Source organism: Cyclobacteriaceae bacterium (assembly GCA_030584025.1).
In the GTDB taxonomy this organism is placed as follows: domain Bacteria; phylum Bacteroidota; class Bacteroidia; order Cytophagales; family Cyclobacteriaceae; genus UBA2336.
Genome location: CP129487.1, coordinates 1,855,172 through 1,876,628, shown reverse-complemented (window position 1 = coordinate 1,876,628; position 21,457 = coordinate 1,855,172). Strand labels below are relative to the sequence as shown.

At 44.8% G+C, this 21,457-nt stretch carries 18 protein-coding genes; 5 read left to right on the top strand and 13 right to left on the bottom strand.

The window, feature by feature from the left end; genetic code table 11:
* Nucleotides 1-18 precede the first annotated feature (18 nt).
* The 3 genes from QY309_08485 (at nt 19) to hrpB (ending at nt 6,139) form a co-directional block, all read left to right on the top strand.
* Nucleotides 19-885 (top strand): universal stress protein, encoded by an 867-nt coding sequence (locus QY309_08485; GenBank protein WKZ61518.1) that lies wholly within the window; start codon nt 19-21, stop codon nt 883-885.
* A 119-nt stretch (nt 886-1,004) separates the two neighbouring features.
* Entirely contained in the window at nt 1,005-3,569 is a 2,565-nt protein-coding gene (locus tag QY309_08480) for a zinc-dependent metalloprotease (protein ID WKZ61517.1), read from the top strand.
* A 101-nt stretch (nt 3,570-3,670) separates the two neighbouring features.
* Nucleotides 3,671-6,139, top strand: coding sequence for an ATP-dependent helicase HrpB (hrpB, locus tag QY309_08475; GenBank protein WKZ61516.1), 2,469 nt, complete (start codon nt 3,671-3,673; stop codon nt 6,137-6,139).
* A gap of 36 nt (nt 6,140-6,175) precedes the next feature.
* On the opposite strand, the gene QY309_08470 is transcribed toward hrpB, so the two are convergent.
* From QY309_08470 to QY309_08410, 13 genes are all read right to left on the bottom strand, one after another.
* The gene (locus tag QY309_08470) at nt 6,176-8,020 is read right to left on the bottom strand and encodes a glycoside hydrolase family 13 protein (GenBank protein ID WKZ61515.1); all 1,845 of its coding nucleotides are present in this window, start codon (nt 8,018-8,020) and stop codon (nt 6,176-6,178) included.
* 213 nt (nt 8,021-8,233) lie between these two features.
* Nucleotides 8,234-9,457, bottom strand: coding sequence for an OmpA family protein (locus QY309_08465; protein ID WKZ61514.1), 1,224 nt, complete (start codon nt 9,455-9,457; stop codon nt 8,234-8,236).
* A gap of 63 nt (nt 9,458-9,520) precedes the next feature.
* Nucleotides 9,521-10,378, bottom strand: coding sequence for a neutral zinc metallopeptidase (locus QY309_08460; protein ID WKZ61513.1), 858 nt, complete (start codon nt 10,376-10,378; stop codon nt 9,521-9,523).
* 47 nt (nt 10,379-10,425) lie between these two features.
* Nucleotides 10,426-11,574, bottom strand: coding sequence for a DUF3179 domain-containing (seleno)protein (locus QY309_08455; GenBank protein ID WKZ61512.1), 1,149 nt, complete (start codon nt 11,572-11,574; stop codon nt 10,426-10,428).
* A 2-nt stretch (nt 11,575-11,576) separates the two neighbouring features.
* Complete coding sequence (locus QY309_08450) at nt 11,577-12,005, bottom strand: EthD family reductase (protein WKZ61511.1); 429 nt, start codon at nt 12,003-12,005, stop codon at nt 11,577-11,579.
* 90 nt (nt 12,006-12,095) lie between these two features.
* Entirely contained in the window at nt 12,096-13,466 is a 1,371-nt protein-coding gene (mnmE, locus tag QY309_08445; GenBank protein WKZ61510.1) for a tRNA uridine-5-carboxymethylaminomethyl(34) synthesis GTPase MnmE, read from the bottom strand.
* A 40-nt stretch (nt 13,467-13,506) separates the two neighbouring features.
* Nucleotides 13,507-14,379, bottom strand: a complete 873-nt coding sequence (locus QY309_08440; protein ID WKZ61509.1) for a metal ABC transporter permease — start codon at nt 14,377-14,379, stop codon at nt 13,507-13,509.
* Nucleotides 14,380-14,421: 42 nt separating this feature from the next.
* The gene (locus QY309_08435; protein ID WKZ61508.1) at nt 14,422-14,775 is read right to left on the bottom strand and encodes a four helix bundle protein; all 354 of its coding nucleotides are present in this window, start codon (nt 14,773-14,775) and stop codon (nt 14,422-14,424) included.
* A gap of 27 nt (nt 14,776-14,802) precedes the next feature.
* Nucleotides 14,803-16,095 (bottom strand): iron chelate uptake ABC transporter family permease subunit, encoded by a 1,293-nt coding sequence (locus tag QY309_08430; GenBank protein ID WKZ61507.1) that lies wholly within the window; start codon nt 16,093-16,095, stop codon nt 14,803-14,805.
* Nucleotides 16,092-16,880, bottom strand: coding sequence for a metal ABC transporter ATP-binding protein (locus QY309_08425; GenBank protein WKZ61506.1), 789 nt, complete (start codon nt 16,878-16,880; stop codon nt 16,092-16,094). Before QY309_08425 ends, QY309_08430 begins: the two co-directional genes overlap by 4 nt.
* A gap of 12 nt (nt 16,881-16,892) precedes the next feature.
* Nucleotides 16,893-17,804, bottom strand: a complete 912-nt coding sequence (locus QY309_08420; GenBank protein ID WKZ61505.1) for a zinc ABC transporter substrate-binding protein — start codon at nt 17,802-17,804, stop codon at nt 16,893-16,895.
* Nucleotides 17,801-18,454: a metal-dependent transcriptional regulator gene (locus QY309_08415; GenBank protein WKZ61504.1), complete on the bottom strand. Its 654-nt coding sequence runs from the start codon at nt 18,452-18,454 to the stop codon at nt 17,801-17,803. The genes QY309_08420 and QY309_08415 overlap by 4 nt, the downstream gene beginning before the upstream one ends.
* Nucleotides 18,455-18,515: 61 nt before the next feature.
* A complete protein-coding gene (locus QY309_08410; GenBank protein ID WKZ61503.1) occupies nt 18,516-19,634 on the bottom strand; it encodes a glycosyltransferase in 1,119 nt (372 codons plus the stop codon).
* A 32-nt stretch (nt 19,635-19,666) separates the two neighbouring features.
* On the opposite strand from QY309_08410, the gene QY309_08405 reads away from it, so the two are divergent.
* A complete protein-coding gene (locus QY309_08405) occupies nt 19,667-20,479 on the top strand; it encodes a 2,3,4,5-tetrahydropyridine-2,6-dicarboxylate N-succinyltransferase (protein WKZ61502.1) in 813 nt (270 codons plus the stop codon).
* Nucleotides 20,480-20,561: 82 nt separating this feature from the next.
* Nucleotides 20,562-21,383, top strand: coding sequence for a DUF3108 domain-containing protein (locus QY309_08400; protein WKZ61501.1), 822 nt, complete (start codon nt 20,562-20,564; stop codon nt 21,381-21,383).
* Nucleotides 21,384-21,457: the final 74 nt, after the last annotated feature.

Genomic DNA, 21,457 nt, shown 5'->3' with positions numbered 1-21,457 from the left:
AACGTAATCACTGAACTCATGAAACGTATCCTCGTACCCACCGATTTTTCTGAAAATGCATCGCACGCCATTGAATATGCGGCCGAGACAGCAAAGGCTGTTGGTGCAGAACTCATCATTTTGAATGTGTATGTACCTCCGGTTTCCATGCAAAGTGCCATTCATGCGGTAATGGCTGAAGATGTTGGTCGCGAGACAAAAGCAGCAAAGGCGAGATTGAAAACTATAACAGATACCATTCAGGAAGAATATAAAGGTTTGGCATGCTCATATGCTGTTACAGTCGGTGAGCCAGTGCCTGAAATTCTTGGCTATGCTGAAGAGAATGCGGTTGATCTGATTGTGATGGGTACACAAGGAGCCAGTAAAATGGCGAATGTGTTGTTTGGCAGCAACACAGCATCCATTATTGAAAAGGCAAGTTGCCCGGTACTGTGTATTCCGTTTAACCTATCGTATAAGAAGCCAGAAAAAATCCTCTTTGCCACAAACTTTGCCTACAGCGATATTGATGGAGCGAAAAAGTTGGTGACCCTGGCAAAAGGATTTAAGTCTGCCTTGATTTTTGCGCATGTAGTGGTGGGCGCAGAAGAGACCGATGCTGAGCGCGAAGTGATTGAAAAATTTGCCTCTGAGATAAAACTGCAAACGGGTTACCCCCAGATATCAGGTACGGTTATCAGTGATGCCACTATTAACACCGGACTGGATGCGTTGATTGAAAAGCACAGTGCTGATATTATTGCACTGGCTACCCGTAAGCGCAACGTATTTCAGAAATTGTTTAACCCCAGTATTACAAAAAAATATTCCTATCATACTACTGTTCCGCTGCTGGCTTTCCATAGCCCTGCCGATGATGAACAGACCGGTAAGGATTTTTAGAGCTCTGGTGTCCAGCGAAAAGGGTGTAAAACCGCTCACATAAATTGCCCGCATATCTTGCTGAGTGGCATGGGTTTATGCCTGTCTGTGCATATTTTGCCAACTGGTAAAATCCATGAATGCATATGAAGATAAAACTACTCGTAAGTTGTGTGGCCATTCTATTGGCCGTACTGGTGGGAACACAGCCTGCCGAAGCTCAAAAGAAATCCAAATCAAAACAAACCACCCCAGCGGCCAGTCCTGCTCCGAAAGCGGATAGTACAAAAGCCCGCAGTGCAAACGGGTTGAAGCCGTATAACCAGGTTATAACAGCCAAGGCCAAAACACAGGCTGGTTTGTTCACGGTTCATAAGGTTAATGAAGATTATTTCTTTGAAATACCCGAATCAATCTTAGGCCGTGAGTTCATGTCCGTAACACGTTCAATAAAAACACCATCCGGTGCCGGGTATGGTGGTGAACAGATTAATCGCCAGGTACTGCGCTGGGAAAAAGGCCCGAATAACAAAATGTTTTTGCGTGCTGTGTTGCACATCAACGCCAGTGGTGATTCGACCAAGCCCATTATGGAAGCAGTGCGCAATTCAAATGTTGAGCCTATTGCCCAGGCATTCGATATCAAAGCCATTAATGATGGAAAGAGCTACGTGATTAATGTGAACGACTTCTTTAACAGCGATCATCAGTTGGTGTCCTTGAGTCCGGCCACTAAAAGACGGTATAGTCTCGGAGGCATCCAGAAAGATCGTTCTTATATCAGCAGCATGAAGTCCTTTCCGATCAACACAGAAATACGTACGGTAAAGACATTTGCTTCAAATCTACCCCCTCCATCTGGATCAAATGCGGTAACACAATTGCCAGCCGGTGCAAGTACAGGTTTTGTCACCATCGAGATGAATGTTTCCATGATCTTGCTGCCAGAAGTACCCATGCGCAAGCGTTTGTTTGATAGTCGTGTAGGATTTTTTGCCAATGGATATACCGTTTACGGTGAAGAATCGCAGCGTGCAGATCGCGAAGTGTTTGCCGTTCGCTGGCGGTTAGAGCCTAAGCCAGAAGATGTGGAAAAAATGAAGCGTGGTGAATTGGTTGAGCCGATTAAACCGATTGTGTTTTACATTGATCCGGCTACGCCAGTGAAGTGGAGAAAATACCTGAAGCAAGGTGTTGAAGACTGGCAGGTAGCCTTTGAGCAGGCTGGTTTTAAAAATGCCATTCTTGCCAAAGAAGTACCGGAAGGTGACACCACTATCAGCACGGAAGATGCACGGTACTCGTTTATTCGCTATTTCGCTTCGGATATTCAAAATGCCTATGGCCCGAATGTGCACGATCCACGTACCGGAGAAATTTTGGAAAGTCATATCGGTTGGTATCACAACGTGATGAACCTGCTTACCAACTGGTACACCATTCAAACCGCAGCGGTTGATCCAAGAGCACGTAAAAAAGAGTTTGATGATGAATTGATGGGCGAGTTGGTACGCTTTGTTGCGGCCCACGAAGTAGGGCATACCATTGGGTTGCGTCACAACTTTGGGTCAAGCTATGCTACACCGGTTGAAAAGCTGCGCGACAAGGAATTCCTGCAAAAGTATCGCCACACAGCTTCTATTATGGATTATGCACGCTTTAACTATGTAGCTCAACCAGAAGATAATATTCCTGCAGAGTTATTATTTCCAGGTGTTGGGGTTTACGATCGTTGGGCGATTGAATGGGGGTACAAGCCCATCTTCGATACCAAGGATCCGGAGGAAGATAAGAAGGTGTTGAACAAATGGGTGCTCAGCCACGCCAATGATCCGATGTATTGGTTTGGAACAGAAATCAACTCTTACGATCCACGTTCACAGAATGAAGACTTGGGTAACAACTCCATGAAGGCAAGTGAGTACGGTATAAAAAATCTAAAACGTATTCTGCCTGAACTGGAGGGCTGGTATAAAGGAGAAGCTGAGAAATACGATGCGCTCAACGACATGTACAACCAGGTGGTTGGTCAGTTCCGCAGGTACATGGGACACGTAACCAAGAACATTGGTGGTATTTATGAAACACCAAAAACCTATGAACAAGCTGGTGTAGTGTATGAGCCAACACCAAAGGCTCTGCAAAAAGATGCAGTCGCTTTTCTAAACAAACAATTGTTTGAAACCCCAACCTGGATGTTGGATCAGAAAGTATTGAGTAAGATTAAGCCGGGTTCAGGTGTTGAACAACTTCAATCTATTCAGGAGAGTACTATTAACAGCATATTTGATTATGCCCGCATGCAACGCCTCATTGAAACGCATGCTGCCAATGCCGGGGCATATGGGTTGGATGAAATGTTTACGGATATCCGCTCAGGTATTTGGTCGGAGTTGCGTTCAAGAAGAGCCATTGATGTGTACCGCAGAAACCTGCAGAAAGTACACCTGGAAAAAATGATTTCTTTGTTGAACCCTAAGGAAACTAATTCTTCCGGAGGTTCACGCTTTTCGAGTCCATTCGCCCCTCCGGCTTCACCTGTGGCCGATCCAAAAATGAGCGATGTGATTTCAGTAACACGCGGTCATTTGGTTGCCTTGCGCAGCGATATCAACGCAGCATTGCCAGGCATCAGCGATAAGATGAGCCGTTATCACTTACAAGATGTAGTAACACGCATTAATCAAGCGTTGGAACCGAAGTAATGCGTTAATAAATTGTATTCAGAAAGTTAAAGGCTCGTGGTGACGCGGGCCTTTTTCTTTTTATAGTGTAAAGTCTTTGCTAAGAATTATTTTTGGGTCCTATGCACTACCCGGTACAGGAAATTCTTCCCGATCTAAAGGAAAAACTGGCAGCAAACAACCGATTAATCCTTCAGGCTCCACCAGGTGCGGGTAAGTCGACTATTGTACCGTTAGCTTTAATGGATGAGTTGTGGTTGCAGGGAAAGAAAATCATCATGCTGGAGCCACGCAGGTTAGCCGCACGTTCAGTAGCCATGCGGATGGCTTCCTTGGTGGAAGAGGAGATTGGAAAAAGGGTTGGCTATCGGGTGCGTTTTGAAAACAAGGTGAGTAATCAAACCTGTATTGAAGTAGTTACGGAAGGTATTCTTACGCGCATGATTCAACGGGATAATGCGTTGGAAGATGTCGGGCTTGTCATCTTTGATGAATTTCATGAACGAAGTCTGCAAGCCGATCTGGCATTGGCACTATGTCTTCAATCGCAGCATATTTTACGTGATGATTTGCGCATACTCATTATGTCTGCCACGCTGGATGAGAAAGCGTTATCCAAAAAATTAAAAGCCCCGGTAGTGAGCAGCCAGGGAAAGCAGTATCCTGTTGAAGTCAGGTATTTGGGTGATCATAAAGACATACATGTTTCGGTGTACATGGCAAAAGTAATCAAAAAAGCTTTGGCTGAAGAAGAAGGCGATGTACTGGCTTTTTTACCTGGTACCGGGGAGATCAAACGAACCGTTGACTTGTTGGAGTCGGAGAATCTTTCGGTAATTCTTTTCCCACTATATGGCGATCTGCCTTTTAAAAAGCAGCAGGAAGCCATTTTACCGGATCCGCAAGGCAGGCGAAAGGTTGTGTTGGCCACGAGCATTGCTGAAACATCGCTCACCATTGAAGGCATTCGTGTGGTTATCGATTCCGGACTTTCGCGTGTGCCAAAATTCGATCCACGTAGCGGATTAACGCGATTGGAAACGGTTCGCGTTACACAAGATGCAGCCGATCAACGCACAGGTCGTGCGGGACGATTAGCACCTGGTGTCTGTTATCGGCTTTGGAGTGAAGCCACGCAACGCAACCTGCAACCAAACCGAAAACCGGAAATGTTGGAGGCTGACCTTAGCTCACTCGTATTGGAATTGGCTGCCTGGGGGATTACAGAAGTAAATAACCTGACCTGGGTCACTCCGCCTCCTGTAGGTGCCGTAAGTCAGGCGAAGGAATTGCTAACCAGTTTAGGTTCGTTGGAGGATGGCCGTGTTACCAAACATGGTAAAGCTATGGCAGAGTTACCTACGCATCCCCGCATTGCACACATGCTGGTGAGTCATACGCAAAGCAGCGCATTGGCAGCCGATGTAGCGGCTTTGCTGGAGGAGCGCGATCCCTTGAATACTTCGGGTAGTGCAGATTTGACCTTACGGTTGGAGACGTTGCGAAAATGGCGAAACAAGGAATATGTACAAGCGGATCGGAATGTGTTGGAGCGTATTGAGCGATTGGCGCAATCCTGGCGAAAAGTGTTTTCTGTTTCTATTGAAAACGATATGGTCAGTGATTACGAAGTTGGAAAATTATTGGCGCTTGCTTATCCCGATCGCATTGCCAAAAGATTAGAGAAGCACAATGAACGATATAAACTGATGAATGGTCGTGTGGCCCGCCTTCCTTCACATGATCCGTTGATGCATGCCGAGTGGTTGGTGGTGGCTCAATTGGATGCCGGTTCGGGCGAAGGAAAGATTTTTATGGCTGCGCCTGTTCATGAAGAGGATCTTATTCCGCAGGCTTCTGCTGTTCAACAGGTTCGCTGGAATGCGGAGCGGGGTGTGGTAGAAGGCGTTAAGGAATTGAAAATCGGAAATCTTGTTTTATCGCAGAAAAAATTAGGTATCGTTCCAGAGGATCAACGTATTCATGTGTTGTGCACAGTTATTCAGGAAAGCGGAGTGGCCATGCTCGGCTTTTCCGAAACAGTCCGTGAGTTGCAGGCACGGGTGGGTAGTTTGAAAAGTTGGCGACAAAATGAACCTTGGCCTGATTTATCGGATGACTATTTGGTGCAACATGTTCACGATTGGCTTCCGCCATTTTTACAGCACGTGAATTCCTTAAATGAGTTGCAAAAACTCGATTGGTATTCAATTTTGATGACGCTGATTCCCTGGGATTTACAGCGTAGGTTGGATGAACTTGCGCCCGCGCGACTGGAAGTGCCTAGTGGCTCCATGATTAAAATTCAATACGCTACCGATGGAAGCTCACCCGTAATGGAAGTGCGCTTGCAAGAGTGTTTTGGTTTATTGGAAACGCCAACCGTAAATGAAGATCGCGTTAAAATGCTCATGCACCTGCTTTCTCCCGGTTTTAAACCCGTACAGGTTACGCAGGATTTAAAAAGCTTCTGGAGTACAACGTATCACGAAGTGAAGAAGGAATTAAAAAGACGTTACCCTAAACACGCGTGGCCCGATGATCCGTTTACAGCGAAGGCGGTGAGGGGAGTAGTTAGACGTAAGACATAAGACATAAGACGTAAGACATGGTCTTACTACTTGAGTCTACTTTTTCAATTCCAACACCGTCATGCTCATCGGCTGAATTTTGAAGGATTCCGAAGTGCTCATGGATTCTCCGGTAAGCACATTGCTTGCTTTGGTAAAACCACTTGCACGTTCTGCGTATTTGGAAAAATCTACATCCATTTCCTTATCATTTGTGTTCATGATGCACATAATGGTTTGGTTGGTATCGTACCGGAAATAAACATATAGCCCATCTACCGGAAGGTAATGCATGAATTTACCGGTTTTCAGTGCAGAAGATTGCTTGCGAAAATTTGCTAATGTTTTAATCAGGGAATAGACTTCTTGCTCTTCAGGTGTTCTTCCCGCTTTCGTAAATTTATTCATCTTGTCGCCCGGCCAGCCTCCAGGAAAATCCAAACGCACCCAACCGTCCGGATTGGTGATTCCTTTCATTAAGATTTCGCCTCCGTAATACATTTGTGGTATACCGCGGCAGGTGAGGAGCCAGGTGAAACCAACTTTTACTTTTTTCACATCTTCCCCGACAACGGAATAAAACCGACTCAGGTCATGGTTATCCAGAAAAATCACCTGACGCATTGGGTCCTTATAGATCAGATCATTTGAGAGGGTTTGATACAGTTTATTCACGCCTTCTGTCCACCCGAATTTTTCGTTTACCGCAGGCTGAATGCCGTAGAACAGTGTTTGAAAATCTGTTGTGGCAGGTAGATTACTTTTAAAAGGTATGTCCAGGTTGTTTTCGCAGAAAAAAGCCTGATTGATAACACCATGCACCCACGTTTCACCAAATAAACTGAGTTTAGGGTATTCATCCATCAACGCCTTGTTGCAACGATTCATGAATTCTAGATCGTTGTATGCATAGGTATCAATGCGAAAACCGTCAACGGCAAACTCTTCCACGCACCAGATGGCATGTTGGATGAGGTATTTTTCAACGAACGGATTTTGATGATTTAAGTCCGGCATCATGGGTGTAAACCACCCATCGCTCATGATTTTTGTTTCAGACGGAACAGCATTCGGATCAAACAACGTCTGATCTTTATAACTGGTGTTGGTGTATTTCGGCCATTCGTGCAACCAATCGGCCATGGGCTTATCCTGCACCGTGAAATGATAAAAGCCCACGTGGTTATAGACTGCATCCTTAATTAACTTCATGCCTCTGCGATGCAACTCGTATCCCAGTTTCTTGTAGGCATCTTCACCACCTAATCGCGGTTCAATTTTGTAATGATTGGTAAAGGCATAGCCATGTTCGCTGCGGTTGGGCATATCGTTTTCCAGAACGGGCATCATCCAGATAGCCGTTACACCAAGGTCTTGCAGGTAATCGAGGTGATTGATTACGCCTTGCAAGTCGCCACCATGTCGATGAAAAATCGAATCGCGGTCAAGTGATTGATCACGCATGCCGGCTATGCGATCGTTTGATGGATCACCATTGCTGAACCGATCGGGCATTAGCAGATAAATAAAATCAGATGAGGTAACACCCTGTGCAAACTCGGTTCCATTTCCATTTCTTCGGGGTTTCAGGGTAAAGGGAACATCAATCGATTTTGATGCTTGCTTAATGTTGATCGTCAGTTTTCCCGGTGCAGCCTTTGCGCCAATAGTCAAATCGACAAAGAGGTAGTTGGTGTTTTCAACGTAATGCACTTTGGTAAGAGTTACTCCTGGATACTTTACCGATACTGCGGGTTTGCCCGTACCAATTTCTTTTCCATATAGCATCAATTGAATGGAGTTCGTCTTCATGCCCGACCACCAATGTGGCGGATATACTTCAGGTTGAGCCAGTACAGCACCGGAGATAAACAACAAAAGAAAAAGTAAATTACGTTTCATAGGATTTCATTCGTTTGCGGTAGTCATAAAATGATAATCGCGACCAAAGTCGCGAATGTTTTTCTGAATTTATTTAGGTCATCTCAGAAAGTGCTCCGTCATTTCGAACGCAGTGAAGCAATCCCTCATTTTGAAGTTGAAAATGAGATTGCTTCGGTCGTTCCTCCCTCGCAATGACGATCTTCCTATTTTTGAGATGGATTTTAATAAAGATTAGTCCTCCATGATCTCAATTTCAATCCGGTTATTCAAACGGGCTGCTGAAGCTGTACCTTGTTTCACCAACATCTCCATTCCACCCCAGGCGTAAATATCAATTCGCTTTTTATCAATGCCATTGTCCATTAAGTATTGTTGAATGGTTTCTGCCCGTACTTGCGACAACTCCTTTCCATTTCCCATTTTAGTTTTCGATCCGGCCATGGCAAAATAATTTTTGTTATCACCCAATATAGTTATCCGAATATTTTTATCGTTTCCATTATTATGCCCGTGAATTTTGATTTTATAGTTGGGATTCAACTTCATCATGCTCACTAATTCATCCAGTTCAGTTTGGGAAGCGGGCGTCATCACCACGGCATCCTTGTAAAAGGAAACATTATACATCACGGATACATCGCCTTTCTTCAGTCGTTCAAGCTGATAGGGGATGACCCATGCGCCTTTTTCGTCTTGTGTGGCTCCCGGTGTTTGTGCGGGATCATTGAAGTCAATTATTTTTACTTCCTCTTTAAATCCAAATATTCCGCAAACAATCGACAACGGCATGGATGGATCAGCAGGACGCGTAACATCAGCATAGGTCCCTGACGGATACGTAGCCAGATCACGACCTTGTAAACGATCTACGTTATGCAACGTGGTTTGCAGCGGTGTGCCATCGGCTGTGGTTACAACAAATTTAAAGTACTTGCCCCGTGCTGGTGGAAGTGGTTTATCTTCGGGTTCTTCATCGGGAGTTTCTTTTGGCTCTTCAACCGGTTGTTCGGTAGGTTCTTCAACAGGTTCTTCTTTAGGCTCTACTGCCGGATCTTCCTTTGGCTCTTCAACCGGCTCTTCTTTTACGACAACGGGTTCTTCTTTTGGAAGAGTGGGTGTCTTAACTACAGGCGACTGTGAATCCTCTTTCGTGGTTAAAGGCCCTTTATAGAGCCATGCATCTTTGAATTCCGAGTTTTTCTGAAGATGAACCGTTAACTGGGTGGCTTGCTGACGGTCACTGGTTTTTAGAACATAGATGTAGGTTAATTGACGTTGTTCCTGTTTTCCCTGGCGGGCATCGTATTTCGCGTTTCGGGCATAGCCGGTAAAAATATCGGCATATTTTTGAACGCGATAGGCACCGATTACCACATAATAATCCTGGGCCTGAAGCCCGGCTGCGGCAATGAATAATAAGAGTACGAGGAGTGATTTTTTTGTAAAGAGGGTCATCAGGTAACAGTATTAGCTGTTAAAGTTAATAATCGATCAGGAAAACTCAAGTCGTGAAAGCAATTAAAGCGAAGACTGATTAAACGTATCGCCTTGAGCCGGATCACCGGTTTCAAAACCCCGTTTGAACCACCGCATACGTTGTTCGGAAGTACCATGCGTAAAGGAATCGGGCACTACGTGTCCGCGTGCCTGCATCTGCAATTGGTCATCACCGATGGCGCTGGCAGCCTGCATGGCCTCTTCCAGATCGCCAATATCCAGGTATCCCTTGTTTTGGGTATGGTGTGCCCACACGCCCGCCAGAAAATCAGCCTGTAGCTCAAGCCGGACGGAAAGCTTATTGTATTCGGCTTCACTTAATTGATTACGCATGCTGTGCACTTTATCGGTAATGCCTAGCAAATGCTGCACATGGTGTCCCACTTCATGGGCAATTACGTAGGCTTGCGCAAAATCTCCGGGCGCATCAAACCTGTTTTTGAGTTGCTCGTAAAAGCCCAGATCAATGTATATGGTTTGATCACGCGGGCAATAGAATGGCCCAACGGCCGATGATGCTTCCCCACAGGCCGATTCAACGTAATCGGTAAACAGTACCAGGGTGGGTTCACGATAGCCGTCCATCAGTTCGTTCCAGACATCTTCTGTATCGGCCAGCACCACTTTAACGAATTGAGCGAGTTCATTTTCTTCGGCAGTAGTAACCGGAGAATCGACAGCGTAGGTGTCGGTACCTGTTCCGGTTTGTTGGAGCAGTTGTAGTGGATTGGTTCCTGTTAACCAGCTGATGATCAGGATAACCACGATGGTGCCCAACCCACCTTTCGTTAACAGACCACCCATACCACCCATGGGTCGGGCGGATTGCCCGCGCTGATCGCGCACGTTATCGCTTTGCCTTCTGCCTCGCCATTTCATAAACAATTCGTTTTATGAAATTTAAGCAATATTCTGTAACTCCTGAACTATTGATTTTTGTATACCCGTGTTTCGGGATGAAAAGTTCGCCAGCTATGCCAAAATTCCTGGTAAGCGCTTATTGCTTCCAAGGTTGATCCATCAGCATTTCTTCCTGAAAAATCATATTGACTGGTGGTGCTGATCAGCGAATCATTACGAATAACGAAGTGCTCATCATGCGTCCTTCTTCGAAATGCACCAAAACTTTGACCATCACCAGAAAGCACAAGTAAAATGGGAATAGATCCGATGCTATCGTGAATAAGTTGTTGGTGTTTCAACTCATTCCAATCATAGGCTTTTGTCTTGTTTTCAATCTGAATGCCTACCACCCATGATTTGTCTTTCCACGAAAGTGAATCCGTTCCGGTGAGTTTGCTTTTGCTTTTTCCTTGTTCAAATTTTCCGAGCGTATCGTATTTGGGAATGGAAGCAACTTCTGCTTGCATCACTTTTCCAAACGGATAGAGAAAGAAAAACTTGCCCATTGTAAGTTGTTGCGATTCGATTTCGGGCAACAATTGTCCTTTCAGCGGACCGGTAACAGCCTCACCTGTTGCCTGCCTCCACCAACTTTTAGTGGTTTCATCTTCAAACATCGCATTGAAATGATCCATGCCTACCAGTCGGAAATTTTCGGGTTTACCGGATACCTGTGGTTCAAACACCCTGCCTGTTCGGCACACACTGCAATAGGTTACCATAATGGGTTTGCCTCCCAGTGTATCGCGCACCTGATGATGGTAAACGATATACCGTATGGGATACGCCTTCGCTTCATTGTTAAGCGTTACGGCTATAATTAATGTGCTGTCACTCAAAGTATTTTCGGCACGCGAATGAAATGTAATACTTTCAGGCTGGAGAAACATGTGGTCGGCAGTCATCCTGAAATTGAAAAGATAGGTTACGGCAATAGCCAATACTACCACTAAGCCAGGTATCCATTTTTTTGTTGTTTGCAAGGCTTGAAAACTTCCGATCAATGCAAGAAGGAGAAAGACAATGCGAAAATACCACCGATAGGAGTAAAGAAAATAGGCCAGATCAATTGAATCTATTCGTTGGCTGCCCGGCATGGGCATGATGAAATAGACGTTGAGGACTTCAAAGAGGGAAAGCCCAATAAGTCCGATGTAGAATAAGCTGCGCATATTCACCTTACCACCTCACTGACCAAAATTACCGGGGCTATATTGGTGTAGTTTGCGATATCGGCTCTTATCGCATCTCTATTCGGAGCAATGGCAGCCTGATAATCCTCCAGACTCTTTACATAAAATGTTCCGATTGCCATATAGGGTAGTGGTTGGTTAGGGATTCCGCTGGCTACTCCTTTTTCAATGGTGTACTTTACCAAATTGCTGCCCAAAAAACCCGCGACCATAGGCATGTGCTTGCTTTCATAATACTCCATATCAAACGTTTTCCCTTCAGTGAAAGGATACATAACCGATATTTTGATTAATCCTTTTTCAACGACTTCGGCATTGGTGTTTTTTGATTTGTTCGTTTGTTTTCCCTGGCCAATTGCTGCAAAGCTTACGGTCAAAAGCATGAAGGATATGATAAGTCTGAAATTCATGGTCATTGTATTTGAGAATAATCGTTTTTAATATGTCAATCTCGTGAGAAAACCTGTTTAATCAAAAGAAGGATGGTAGTAGTTTAGTCTTTACTTCCCGATACAAAACTTACTAAAAATATTGTCGAGTAAATCTTCAGTAGTTATGGTACCTGTTATTTCCCCCAGGTAATGCAACGCTTGCCTGATATCCATGGCCAGAAAATCTCCTGTGATGCCTGAACTCAAACCATCCAACACGCGCTGCAAAGCATCAAACGTTTGGGTGAGGTTTTGGTAATGACGCAGGTTGGTGACCATCACATCGCCTTGCTTTACATGTTTGATGTGGAAGTTAGCAAGGATTTTATCCTTGAGGTCTTGTATGTTTTTCTTTTGGGCTGCCGATATAAACACAAAATCACGAGCCTGAAGTTTTTTTAACAACTCGGGATTGGCCTTGTCCAGTTTGTTGCCCACTTTGAGGTGGGGGATACCCAGTGCCTTCAGGTGTTCTTCTTCCTGTTCAATTTCTTCCCATGTGGTATCGGAAAGATCGAACAGATAAATGATGAGTGCAGCGCGTTTCATGTGCTCGCGTGTGCGTTGAACGCCAAGGGCTTCAATCACATCATCGGTTTCGCGCAAGCCGGCTGTATCGATAAACCGGAAATTGATTCCGCCCAGCACCATTTCATCTTCAATGGTGTCGCGGGTGGTTCCGGCAATCTCCGAAACGATGGCGCGTTCCTCATTTAAAAGCGTATTTAGCAAGGTTGACTTTCCTGCGTTTGGTTTTCCGGCTATTACGGTGGGTACACCATTCTTAATTACATTACCGGCATCGAATGAATCAATCAACACCCTCAGATACGATTGAATTTTTACAATCAGGTTTCGTAAATCATCACGCTTGGCGAATTCCACATCTTCTTCACCAAAATCAAGCTCCAGTTCAATCAATGAGGCAAAGTGGATCAACTCTTCGCGCAAGTGGTTGATCTCTTTTGAAAAACCTCCACGCATTTGATTAATAGCAGCTTGCCTGGCATTATCGGTTTCAGCATGGATGATGTCGGCAATGGCTTCGGCTTGCGTCAGGTCAATTCGTCCGTTTAAAAAAGCACGTCTGGTGAACTCACCTGGCTCGGCCAGTCGTGCTCCCGTTTTTAAAAAGACTTTGATTAACTCCTTAACTACTACTGGTGATCCATGGCATGAAATTTCGGCAATGTTTTCGCGCGTAAATGATTTTGGTTCTTTAAACAAGGTTACGACCACCTCATCAATTACCTTCTCGCCATCTACTATGGAACCATAATGGACGGTTTGGGTGGGTTGCTTTTCCAGGTCTTTTCCTTGAAATACTTTGTTCACGATTTTGATGGCATCCGTACCGGAAAGTCGAACTACTGCCAGCGCACTTATGCCTTGCGCGGTGGCAAGGGCAACAATGGTATCGGTATGATGTGTATTGACCACGCGGCAAGTTAACAGAAAGGCGTAACAGCAAAAAGTTTAGTCAATGAACACCGGCTTTGATTTTTCTAAAGAACAGTCCGTATGTAGGAGAGAAGATGAGTACAAAGCCAAAGATTACTCCACTCATGGTAGCAATTGCTCCTGCAATAGAGCCGTCAAGCCAAACTGCCAGGTAATAGCCGGTAATAGAGGCAACAGCCCCGATTATACAAGACAATAAAAGCATGATTTTAAAATTATCAGTTAGTAGATAGGCAGTAGCTGCGGGAGCGATTAATAAGGCGACAACCAATATGGCGCCCACTGATTCAAATGAAGCAACAGTGGTCATGGACACGGCACCCATCAGCGCATAATGCCAGAGTGCGGTGGAGATTCCAATAGCTTGAGCATATGCAGGATCGAAAGTCGTTAGAAATAACTTTCGGTAAAACAGTAGCACAAACAACACATTCACGATCAAAATAATGCCTGATACATACAAGGCCTTTGGACCAATGTTGGTTCCATCGGGTGTGATGATGACATCCAACGGCACATAGGCAATTTCTCCATAGAGCACGCAATCCTGATCAAGGTCAACTTTTCCTGCAAACAGGGAAATCATGACTACACCAATCGCGAACAACCACGTAAACGTTACCCCAATGGAGGCATCGGTTTGCAAGCGTGCCTTTTTGTGAAAGAATTCGATCAGGAAAGTAGTAAAGATGCCAATTACTCCAGCGCCAAGTAACATGGTAACGGAATCTCTTGAACCCGATAATAAAAATGCAATAACAATCCCCGGTAAAACTGCATGTGAAATGGCGTCACCCACCATAGCCATCTTGCGCAAAATCAAAAAACTTCCCAGCAAAGCACAGCTTGCAGAAACAAGTGTGGCGGTTAGTATGATGTAGAGGTCGTTCATCACTCAATTAACAGTTTACAATTAGCAATTAACAATAAGTTTCTACGTTTTACGTGATGTGTTGATAATGCTAAAAAGGATTTTTAAGAGTTCTTCGCAATCATTTATTAATGATTCAGCGAGACTGATTTCAATTATTTCTGAATCCCTTAATAAGCGAAGCCAATATTTTGTTTCTCGTGCTTCTTTATAGGCAATGTTCATTTTGTTTATAAAATCCTTGCGGGATGAACCACCCGTAGCTTCTTCAATATTTGCTCCAATAGATGTTCCACTTCGTAAAACCTGGCTTGAGATTTCAAATTGCTTCAATCCCTTGGATAAGTGAAGGTGCAGCTTCACAATCCGCAAACCGAATTGATAAGACTTAACCAGTATCACGTTCTCCTTATCCATATATTGCTAATTGTTAATTCCTAATTGTTAATTGTTGTACGGTATAGTCGATTGGTGCGGGTCCACTTTCGGATAGCCCAATAGTTTTTCCAGTCGCTCTTCCAGTTCGGGTGTCAGCAAGTGTTCTATGGTGTCAGCATCTTCGTGAACATGATCGGGCGCGATGTGCATGTAGGTAGTGAGGTACAACTCCCACAAGCGGTGAATTTTAACTACACGTTGTGCCCGATTTTTTCCTTCCTCTGTTAATGCCCAAACATTTCGTGTGCGTTCAATATATCCCTGTCGGGTTAGTCGCTTTAAAATGTTCAGCAGGGTTTGCTTATCATAAAAACGTCTTCGTATAATTTCATCGGTTAACCGCGGAATAAAGAAATGCTTACTCTCTTCGCCTAACTGATACAGAATTTTTAATACGTTTTCTTCATTGATCATTTTCCGTAGTCTGCGTTGCCGCCAATACCGACCGATTACACCACGCCCCGGAGCCATAAAGAACGAGATAAAGGCGATGGTTGATATCACAATAACAATCCACGGTCCGGTGGGCATGGCTGGGGCTGTGTAAGAAATAAATGCGCCACTGAGCCCGCTGACGGCCCCAAAGATGCTTGCCAGTAAAAACATCACCGCGATTTTGTCAGTCCAGAATCGTGCGGCCGCAGCAGGTGTAATTAAAATGGCCGCCATGAGCACAACACCAACCGCCTGAATGCCGATAACCACAGCCAACACAATCAACGAAGTAAGAACAAGCTCAATTGCTTTTACCGGCAAACCAATTGATCGGGCATAATCCTTATCAAAAGCCAGCACTGAAAATTCTTTAAACAAAAGAAATACCATAATGACCAGAATAATGGCCACTGCACTGAAGGTGATTAAATCGCTGCCCACGAGGGAAGCTGCCTTTCCAAATAAGAAATGATCTAAACCGGATTGTGATGCGTTGCCGCTTTTTTGAATCACGGTAAGCATCAGAATGCCAATACCAAAAAAAACTGACAGAATTAATCCGATGGCTGTATCTTCCTTGATTCTTGTTTTATTGGTGATGTACTCTACCAATACAACTGAAATCCAGCCGGTAACAAAAGCGCCAATGATCAAGGCTACCGGATTTTTTGTGCCGGTCATAATAAACCCGAGACAAATACCGGGTAAGACAGCATGGGCAATGGCATCGCCCACCAACGATTTTTTGTTGAGAAAAGTAAAAGACCCTACCAATGCTGAGCTGGCTGTAAGCAAAATTGAACCAAGTGCCACGTAGCGGATGTTCGGATCACTGAACGACAAAAATTCCCACAGCGTATTCATGGCTTCAACACATTTTCTTCGCGGCTTGGATAGTCCTCTCTTCGCATCAAATCGGCTACATCGGTGAGCAAGGTTAATTTACCACCATAGGTTGATTCCAGGTTTTCGGTTGTAAACGTTGTTTCAGTTGGACCCGATGCTACGAGGCGTGTGTTCAACATCACCACCCAATCAAAATACTGGCTTACCGATTGAAGATCGTGATGCACTACAATGACCGTTTTATTTTGAGCGGTCATTTCCCGAAGCAGTGTAACAATTGCTTTTTCGGTGGCCGCATCCACACCGGCAAAAGGTTCATCCATAAAATACAAATCAGCCTGTTGCGCCAATGCACGTGCTAAAAACGTTCGCTGTTGTTGCCCGCCAGAAAGCTGCGATATCTGTCGGTTGATAAACCCTTCCATGCCAACCTTTTTCAAGCAATCCATGGCCACATCTTTATCCGCTTTGCGCGGACGTTTGAACAAACCTAGTTTCGCGTAACGCCCCATCAACACCACATCCATCACAGAAGCCGGAAAATCCCAATCGACAGACTCGCGTTGTGGTACGTAACTCACTCGGTCGCGTATCTCGTTCAGCGGTTTATCAAAAAGTTTTACAAATCCGCTGCTGAGTGGGAGTATACCCATAGCTGCTTTAATAAGCGTTGATTTACCAGCTCCATTTGGACCGATGATCCCAACAAGTTTTCCTTGCGGAACTAACAAATCGATATTCCAGAGCACAGGTTTGCGATCGAAGGCAACGGTAAGGTCATGTATTTCTAATGCGGTATTCATAGATTATTTTTTCTATTTCAAGGCCTCAACGATGGTCTTCACGTTGGCATTGACCATCCCGATGTAAGTTCCTTCGGGCGTACCCGGATCACCCATGGCATCGGAGTAGAGGTTGCCACCAATTTTAACTTGCCAGTTTTTCTTCCGGCATCCTTCTTCAACTGCTTGAATTGATTTCGGTGAGATGGATGATTCTACAAAAATGGCTTTGATCTTTCTTTCAATAATGAAATCTACCAGCTCCGTAACATCGCGTAAGCCAAATTCGGCTACTGTTGAAATGCCCTGAAGGCCACGCACCTGAATGTTGTAGGCGCGACCAAAATAACCGAATGCATCATGTGCGGTAATCAATACGCGTTGCTCTTCAGGAATGGTTAACAGTTGTGCACTTACCGCCCCATGCAAGGAATCCAATTGCATGGTGTACGCATGTGCTGCAGAATCGTAGTATGCTTTGTGTGTGGAATCAATTTCAACCATGTAGGTGTGAATGGTTTGTACCGCTTCGCGCCAAAGCTTTACATCAAACCAGATGTGCGGGTCGGTGATGCCTTCAAATCCTTCCACTTCCAGCAAAATGCTGTCGGGTAGGGAAGCGGCAACGGCCAGCACCGGTTTCGTTCGCGATAGTTTTTCCAATACTTCACCCATCTTGCCCTCGAGGTGAAGTCCGTTGTAGAAGACAACATCCGCTTCCGTTAGCTTCTTTAAATCGCCTTGTGTGGCTTTGTACAAATGCGGATCAACCCCCGGGCCCATCAAGGCTTCCACCTGCGCATGTACACCGGTAATGTTTTTCACGGCATCCTGAATCATGCCGGTGGTGGTAACAATTTTCAATACCTCTTGCTCCTGAGTTTCCGGTTTGGAAGAACAGGCAGCCAAAAAAATAAGAGACGCTCCAAATAATATCCGAATCATTCTGTCACCAGTATATTTTCACTGGCCTCCTTTGAGATGTACACTTTTTTCTTTCCGTCAATCATGATTTCCAGCGATCCATCAAACTCCATCCGTTCCAGTATTTGAATGGTTGCCCCGATGTAAATGCCAATTTTGCTCAGGTAATCCAGGAAGGAGGGAGAGCTGTTTTTCACAGCACGTGCAATGGATTTTTTTCCGGTGGCTTCTGCTAACGGGATTTGTCGCGAAATGTGAAATTTACCGTTCTTATCCGGTATTGGATGCCCGTGCGGATCGGCTGATGGAAAGCCGAGAAACTCATCCAGCTTTTCAATTAACAAAGGCGACTGAATGTGTTCCAGTTGTTCAGCCACATCATGAACCTGTCCCCAATCGAACCCCAGTTTTTCTACCAGAAAGGTTTCCCATAGCCGGTGCTTCCGGATAATGGTAAGTGCTTCCGATTTTCCCTGGCGCGTCACCTTTACACCGTAGTACTTTTCATAGGTGATCAGGTTTTTCACGGCCAGTTTTTTTACCATGTCGGTAACCGATGCAGGTTTGGTTTGAATCGATTCCGCGATTTCATTGGTGAGCACGGATTTCGTGCCACCGTCTGAAAGGTGGTAAATGGCTTTGAGGTAGTTTTCTTCGGTTAGACTAAGCATACGCCATGATTAACGTTATGCAAAGCTATAAAGTTTAGGGTGGTCTAAAAAAATATTTAGATTATTTATTATATCCCAAAAGCTGGATGAGCGAAGGTACATCCTGATCAAAGTACAGGTTCTCCTGGCTCACGGGGAACCTGAAGTTTTTCATTTCTGATATAAGTTGTTGATAATCTGATTTTTGATTAAGAACCATTCCTGTTTTGTTTTGCTCTACCAATGCTTCTGATTGTGCATTGTGCGAGATCAAAACAGGAAGATGGAGCCCCATGTATTCATATAGCTTGGTGGGGATGGAGCAAGCCGTACTGGGGTTTGGCGGATACCAGATAATACCGAAATCGGCCTTATGAATGGCATTCAAAATGGATTCATGCGGTATGGGCTGTTCACTTCCCCGGTACTGAATGAAGTTTTTTTGTTCGCTCAGCTTTAACAGCTGGTTGTGAACAGAAGTAGATGGCGCATGCCCAATAATGGTAAGTGTAAACGAGTCGTCAAGTTTGTGCAGCTCTTCCGTTAACCGGATGGCGTGAAATACACCAGTCGTTTCAGCTAATGTGCCGGTAAACAGCAGGTGTGCGTAACCACTTTGCTGCTTCTTCCTGTATTGATCTGCTGTAGCCTTTGTGATTTTGTTTTCGAGTACCAGGTGTGGCTTCATAAAGGGCATTTCTTCTGCATACCCTTTTTCAGCCAGTATGTATGTTGTGATGATGGGGCGCAATAACCGTTCTTTTAGTCGTACCCACAAGGCGAGTACTGATCTTAGCCCAATAGGAAAGGCCGTTGTATACCGGATGTTACGGTAATAGTTTTCCTGTACATCGTATAGCACCTTGCACCCCGTAATGAGTTTACACCATAGCGCTGTAAACAATAGTTCATGCGTGGTGATGATGAAATAATCGGGCTTTAGTTTTAGAACCATACGGAGCACCCGAAGTGATGCGAATAACCGGGTTAAGCTAAGTCGCTTAAATGGATGCGAGGAAATAGGGTGTAGACTGATTTTTGAATTGGACTCGGTGACTTTTGCTGACGGAAAGCCAATTAGATGTACCTCATGCCCTGCAAGTGCCAAGGAACTCCCGATTTTCTCAAACATGCGGGTTTCATCCACAGGTTTCAGTATGGATGCAAGTACTATTCTGCTGATTTTGCTTACTTGCGGCAAAATTATTTGGGCATTAAAATCTTGCGTTAAAGATGGAATTAAAACAGATCATTGAAAAGACATGGGATGACAGAAGTCTGCTGCAACACCCCGAACACCAGGCCGCCATACGCACGGTTGTGGAGAAGCTGGATAAGGGTGAACTGCGGGTTGCCCAGCCAACCGAAGATAGCTGGCAAGTGAACGAATGGGTGAAGAAGGCGGTGATCCTGTATTTTCCGATCCAACAAATGGAAACCATTGAAGTTGGTCCGTTTGAATTTCACGACAAGATTGCATTGAAGAAAAACTATAAAGCCCTGGGGGTGCGCGTGGTTCCGCATGCCATTGCCCGATACGGTGCTTATGTGAGTAAAGGCGTTATCATGATGCCTTCTTATGTAAATATTGGTGCGTATGTAGACGAAGGAACCATGGTTGATACCTGGGCCACTGTGGGGAGTTGTGCACAGATAGGCAAGAATGTTCACCTGAGTGGGGGTGTGGGAATTGGTGGCGTGTTGGAGCCGGTTCAGGCTGCGCCTGTAATCATTGAGGACAATGCCTTTATCGGATCGCGATGCATTGTAGTGGAAGGTGTACGCGTTGGCAAAGAAGCTGTGTTGGGTGCTAACGTTGTGCTAACCGCCAGTTCCAAAATCATTGATGTCACCGGGTCGTCTCCGGTAGAATACAAGGGTTATGTACCCGAACGTTCTGTAGTTATTCCCGGATCCTACGCCAAGAAATTTCCGGCTGGCGAATTTTCCGTGGGCTGTGCCTTGATTATTGGCAAGCGTAAGGAGAGCACCGACAAAAAAACATCGCTGAATGACGCCTTACGCGAAAATAATGTGTCGGTTTAGGCCAGGATTGCTCGAAAATCATTTTTGGCACCGGGTTTGAAAGCATAATGCATAGGAAATATCTGTTTTATAACTTTGTACTATGCGTCTGCTTGGCTTAAGCGCTTTCCTGTTTATCATCCTTACTGCTTTCACTCAAAGTGAGCGGGTAAACGACATTTATCCCTATGTCCCGAATAACAGTTTTGGTAAGGGTGAAGTGCTGGAGTACAAAATGAGCTACGGCATCTTCAACATTGGAAAGGGCAGAACGGTCATCCACGACACCTACCATAAAATGAACGACCGCCACTGTTTCAAGGTGGATGTGTATGGCAAAACTACGGGTATGGTAGATTGGGTTGCAGATGTAGACGATCAATGGGGTGCCTACATTGATACCATCGCACTGGTTCCGCACATGTCTTATCGTAAAATACGGGAAGGAAAATACAAAAAGGATGAGGTTGTAAACTTTAATCACGAAAAGGCAAAGATCGAAGCTAAAGTGTTGAACCAAAAAACAGGTCAGTACAAGGAACCCAAATTTTATGATGCTCCTCCGCAGGTGCGCGATCTGATTGCCGGGTTTATGTACATGCGTACACAGGATTTCAGTAAAGTAAAAGTGAATGACACCATTGTGGTAAAAGGCTTTTTTGAAGATACCCTCTATGAGTTAAAGATTCTGTATAAGGGAAAAGAAACGGTGAAAACCAAAGCCGGAAAGTTTAATGCCATAGTTCTAAAGCCCCTCATGCCCGACAATAAAATGTTCAGCGGGGAGAATTCCATAACAGCATGGTTTTCGGATGATAAGAATCGAATACCCATTAAGATCAGCGCCAATATGTTTATTGGCAGTGCAGGTGTTGAACTCACCTCATACTCCGGCCTTCGCAACCCGATTAATCGCATCAAGTAACATTCTCTTCTTATAGGTGTTGTATAAGTCATGATGAAGTGGCTTGTTGCTTTTTTACTATTATCCCAAACCGG

Coding starts and splice junctions, on each gene's coding strand:
- QY309_08485 (WKZ61518.1), top strand. CDS start 19: ATGAAACGTATCCTCGTACCCACCGATTTTTCTGAAAATGCATCGCAC.
- QY309_08480 (WKZ61517.1), top strand. CDS start 1,005: ATGCATATGAAGATAAAACTACTCGTAAGTTGTGTGGCCATTCTATTG.
- hrpB (WKZ61516.1), top strand. CDS start 3,671: ATGCACTACCCGGTACAGGAAATTCTTCCCGATCTAAAGGAAAAACTG.
- QY309_08470 (WKZ61515.1), bottom strand. CDS start 8,020: ATGAAACGTAATTTACTTTTTCTTTTGTTGTTTATCTCCGGTGCTGTA.
- QY309_08465 (WKZ61514.1), bottom strand. CDS start 9,457: ATGACCCTCTTTACAAAAAAATCACTCCTCGTACTCTTATTATTCATT.
- QY309_08460 (WKZ61513.1), bottom strand. CDS start 10,378: ATGAAATGGCGAGGCAGAAGGCAAAGCGATAACGTGCGCGATCAGCGC.
- QY309_08455 (WKZ61512.1), bottom strand. CDS start 11,574: ATGCGCAGCTTATTCTACATCGGACTTATTGGGCTTTCCCTCTTTGAA.
- QY309_08450 (WKZ61511.1), bottom strand. CDS start 12,005: ATGAATTTCAGACTTATCATATCCTTCATGCTTTTGACCGTAAGCTTT.
- QY309_08440 (WKZ61509.1), bottom strand. CDS start 14,379: ATGAACGACCTCTACATCATACTAACCGCCACACTTGTTTCTGCAAGC.
- QY309_08435 (WKZ61508.1), bottom strand. CDS start 14,775: ATGGATAAGGAGAACGTGATACTGGTTAAGTCTTATCAATTCGGTTTG.
- QY309_08430 (WKZ61507.1), bottom strand. CDS start 16,095: ATGAATACGCTGTGGGAATTTTTGTCGTTCAGTGATCCGAACATCCGC.
- QY309_08425 (WKZ61506.1), bottom strand. CDS start 16,880: ATGAATACCGCATTAGAAATACATGACCTTACCGTTGCCTTCGATCGC.
- QY309_08420 (WKZ61505.1), bottom strand. CDS start 17,804: ATGATTCGGATATTATTTGGAGCGTCTCTTATTTTTTTGGCTGCCTGT.
- QY309_08415 (WKZ61504.1), bottom strand. CDS start 18,454: ATGCTTAGTCTAACCGAAGAAAACTACCTCAAAGCCATTTACCACCTT.
- QY309_08405 (WKZ61502.1), top strand. CDS start 19,667: ATGGAATTAAAACAGATCATTGAAAAGACATGGGATGACAGAAGTCTG.
- QY309_08400 (WKZ61501.1), top strand. CDS start 20,562: ATGCGTCTGCTTGGCTTAAGCGCTTTCCTGTTTATCATCCTTACTGCT.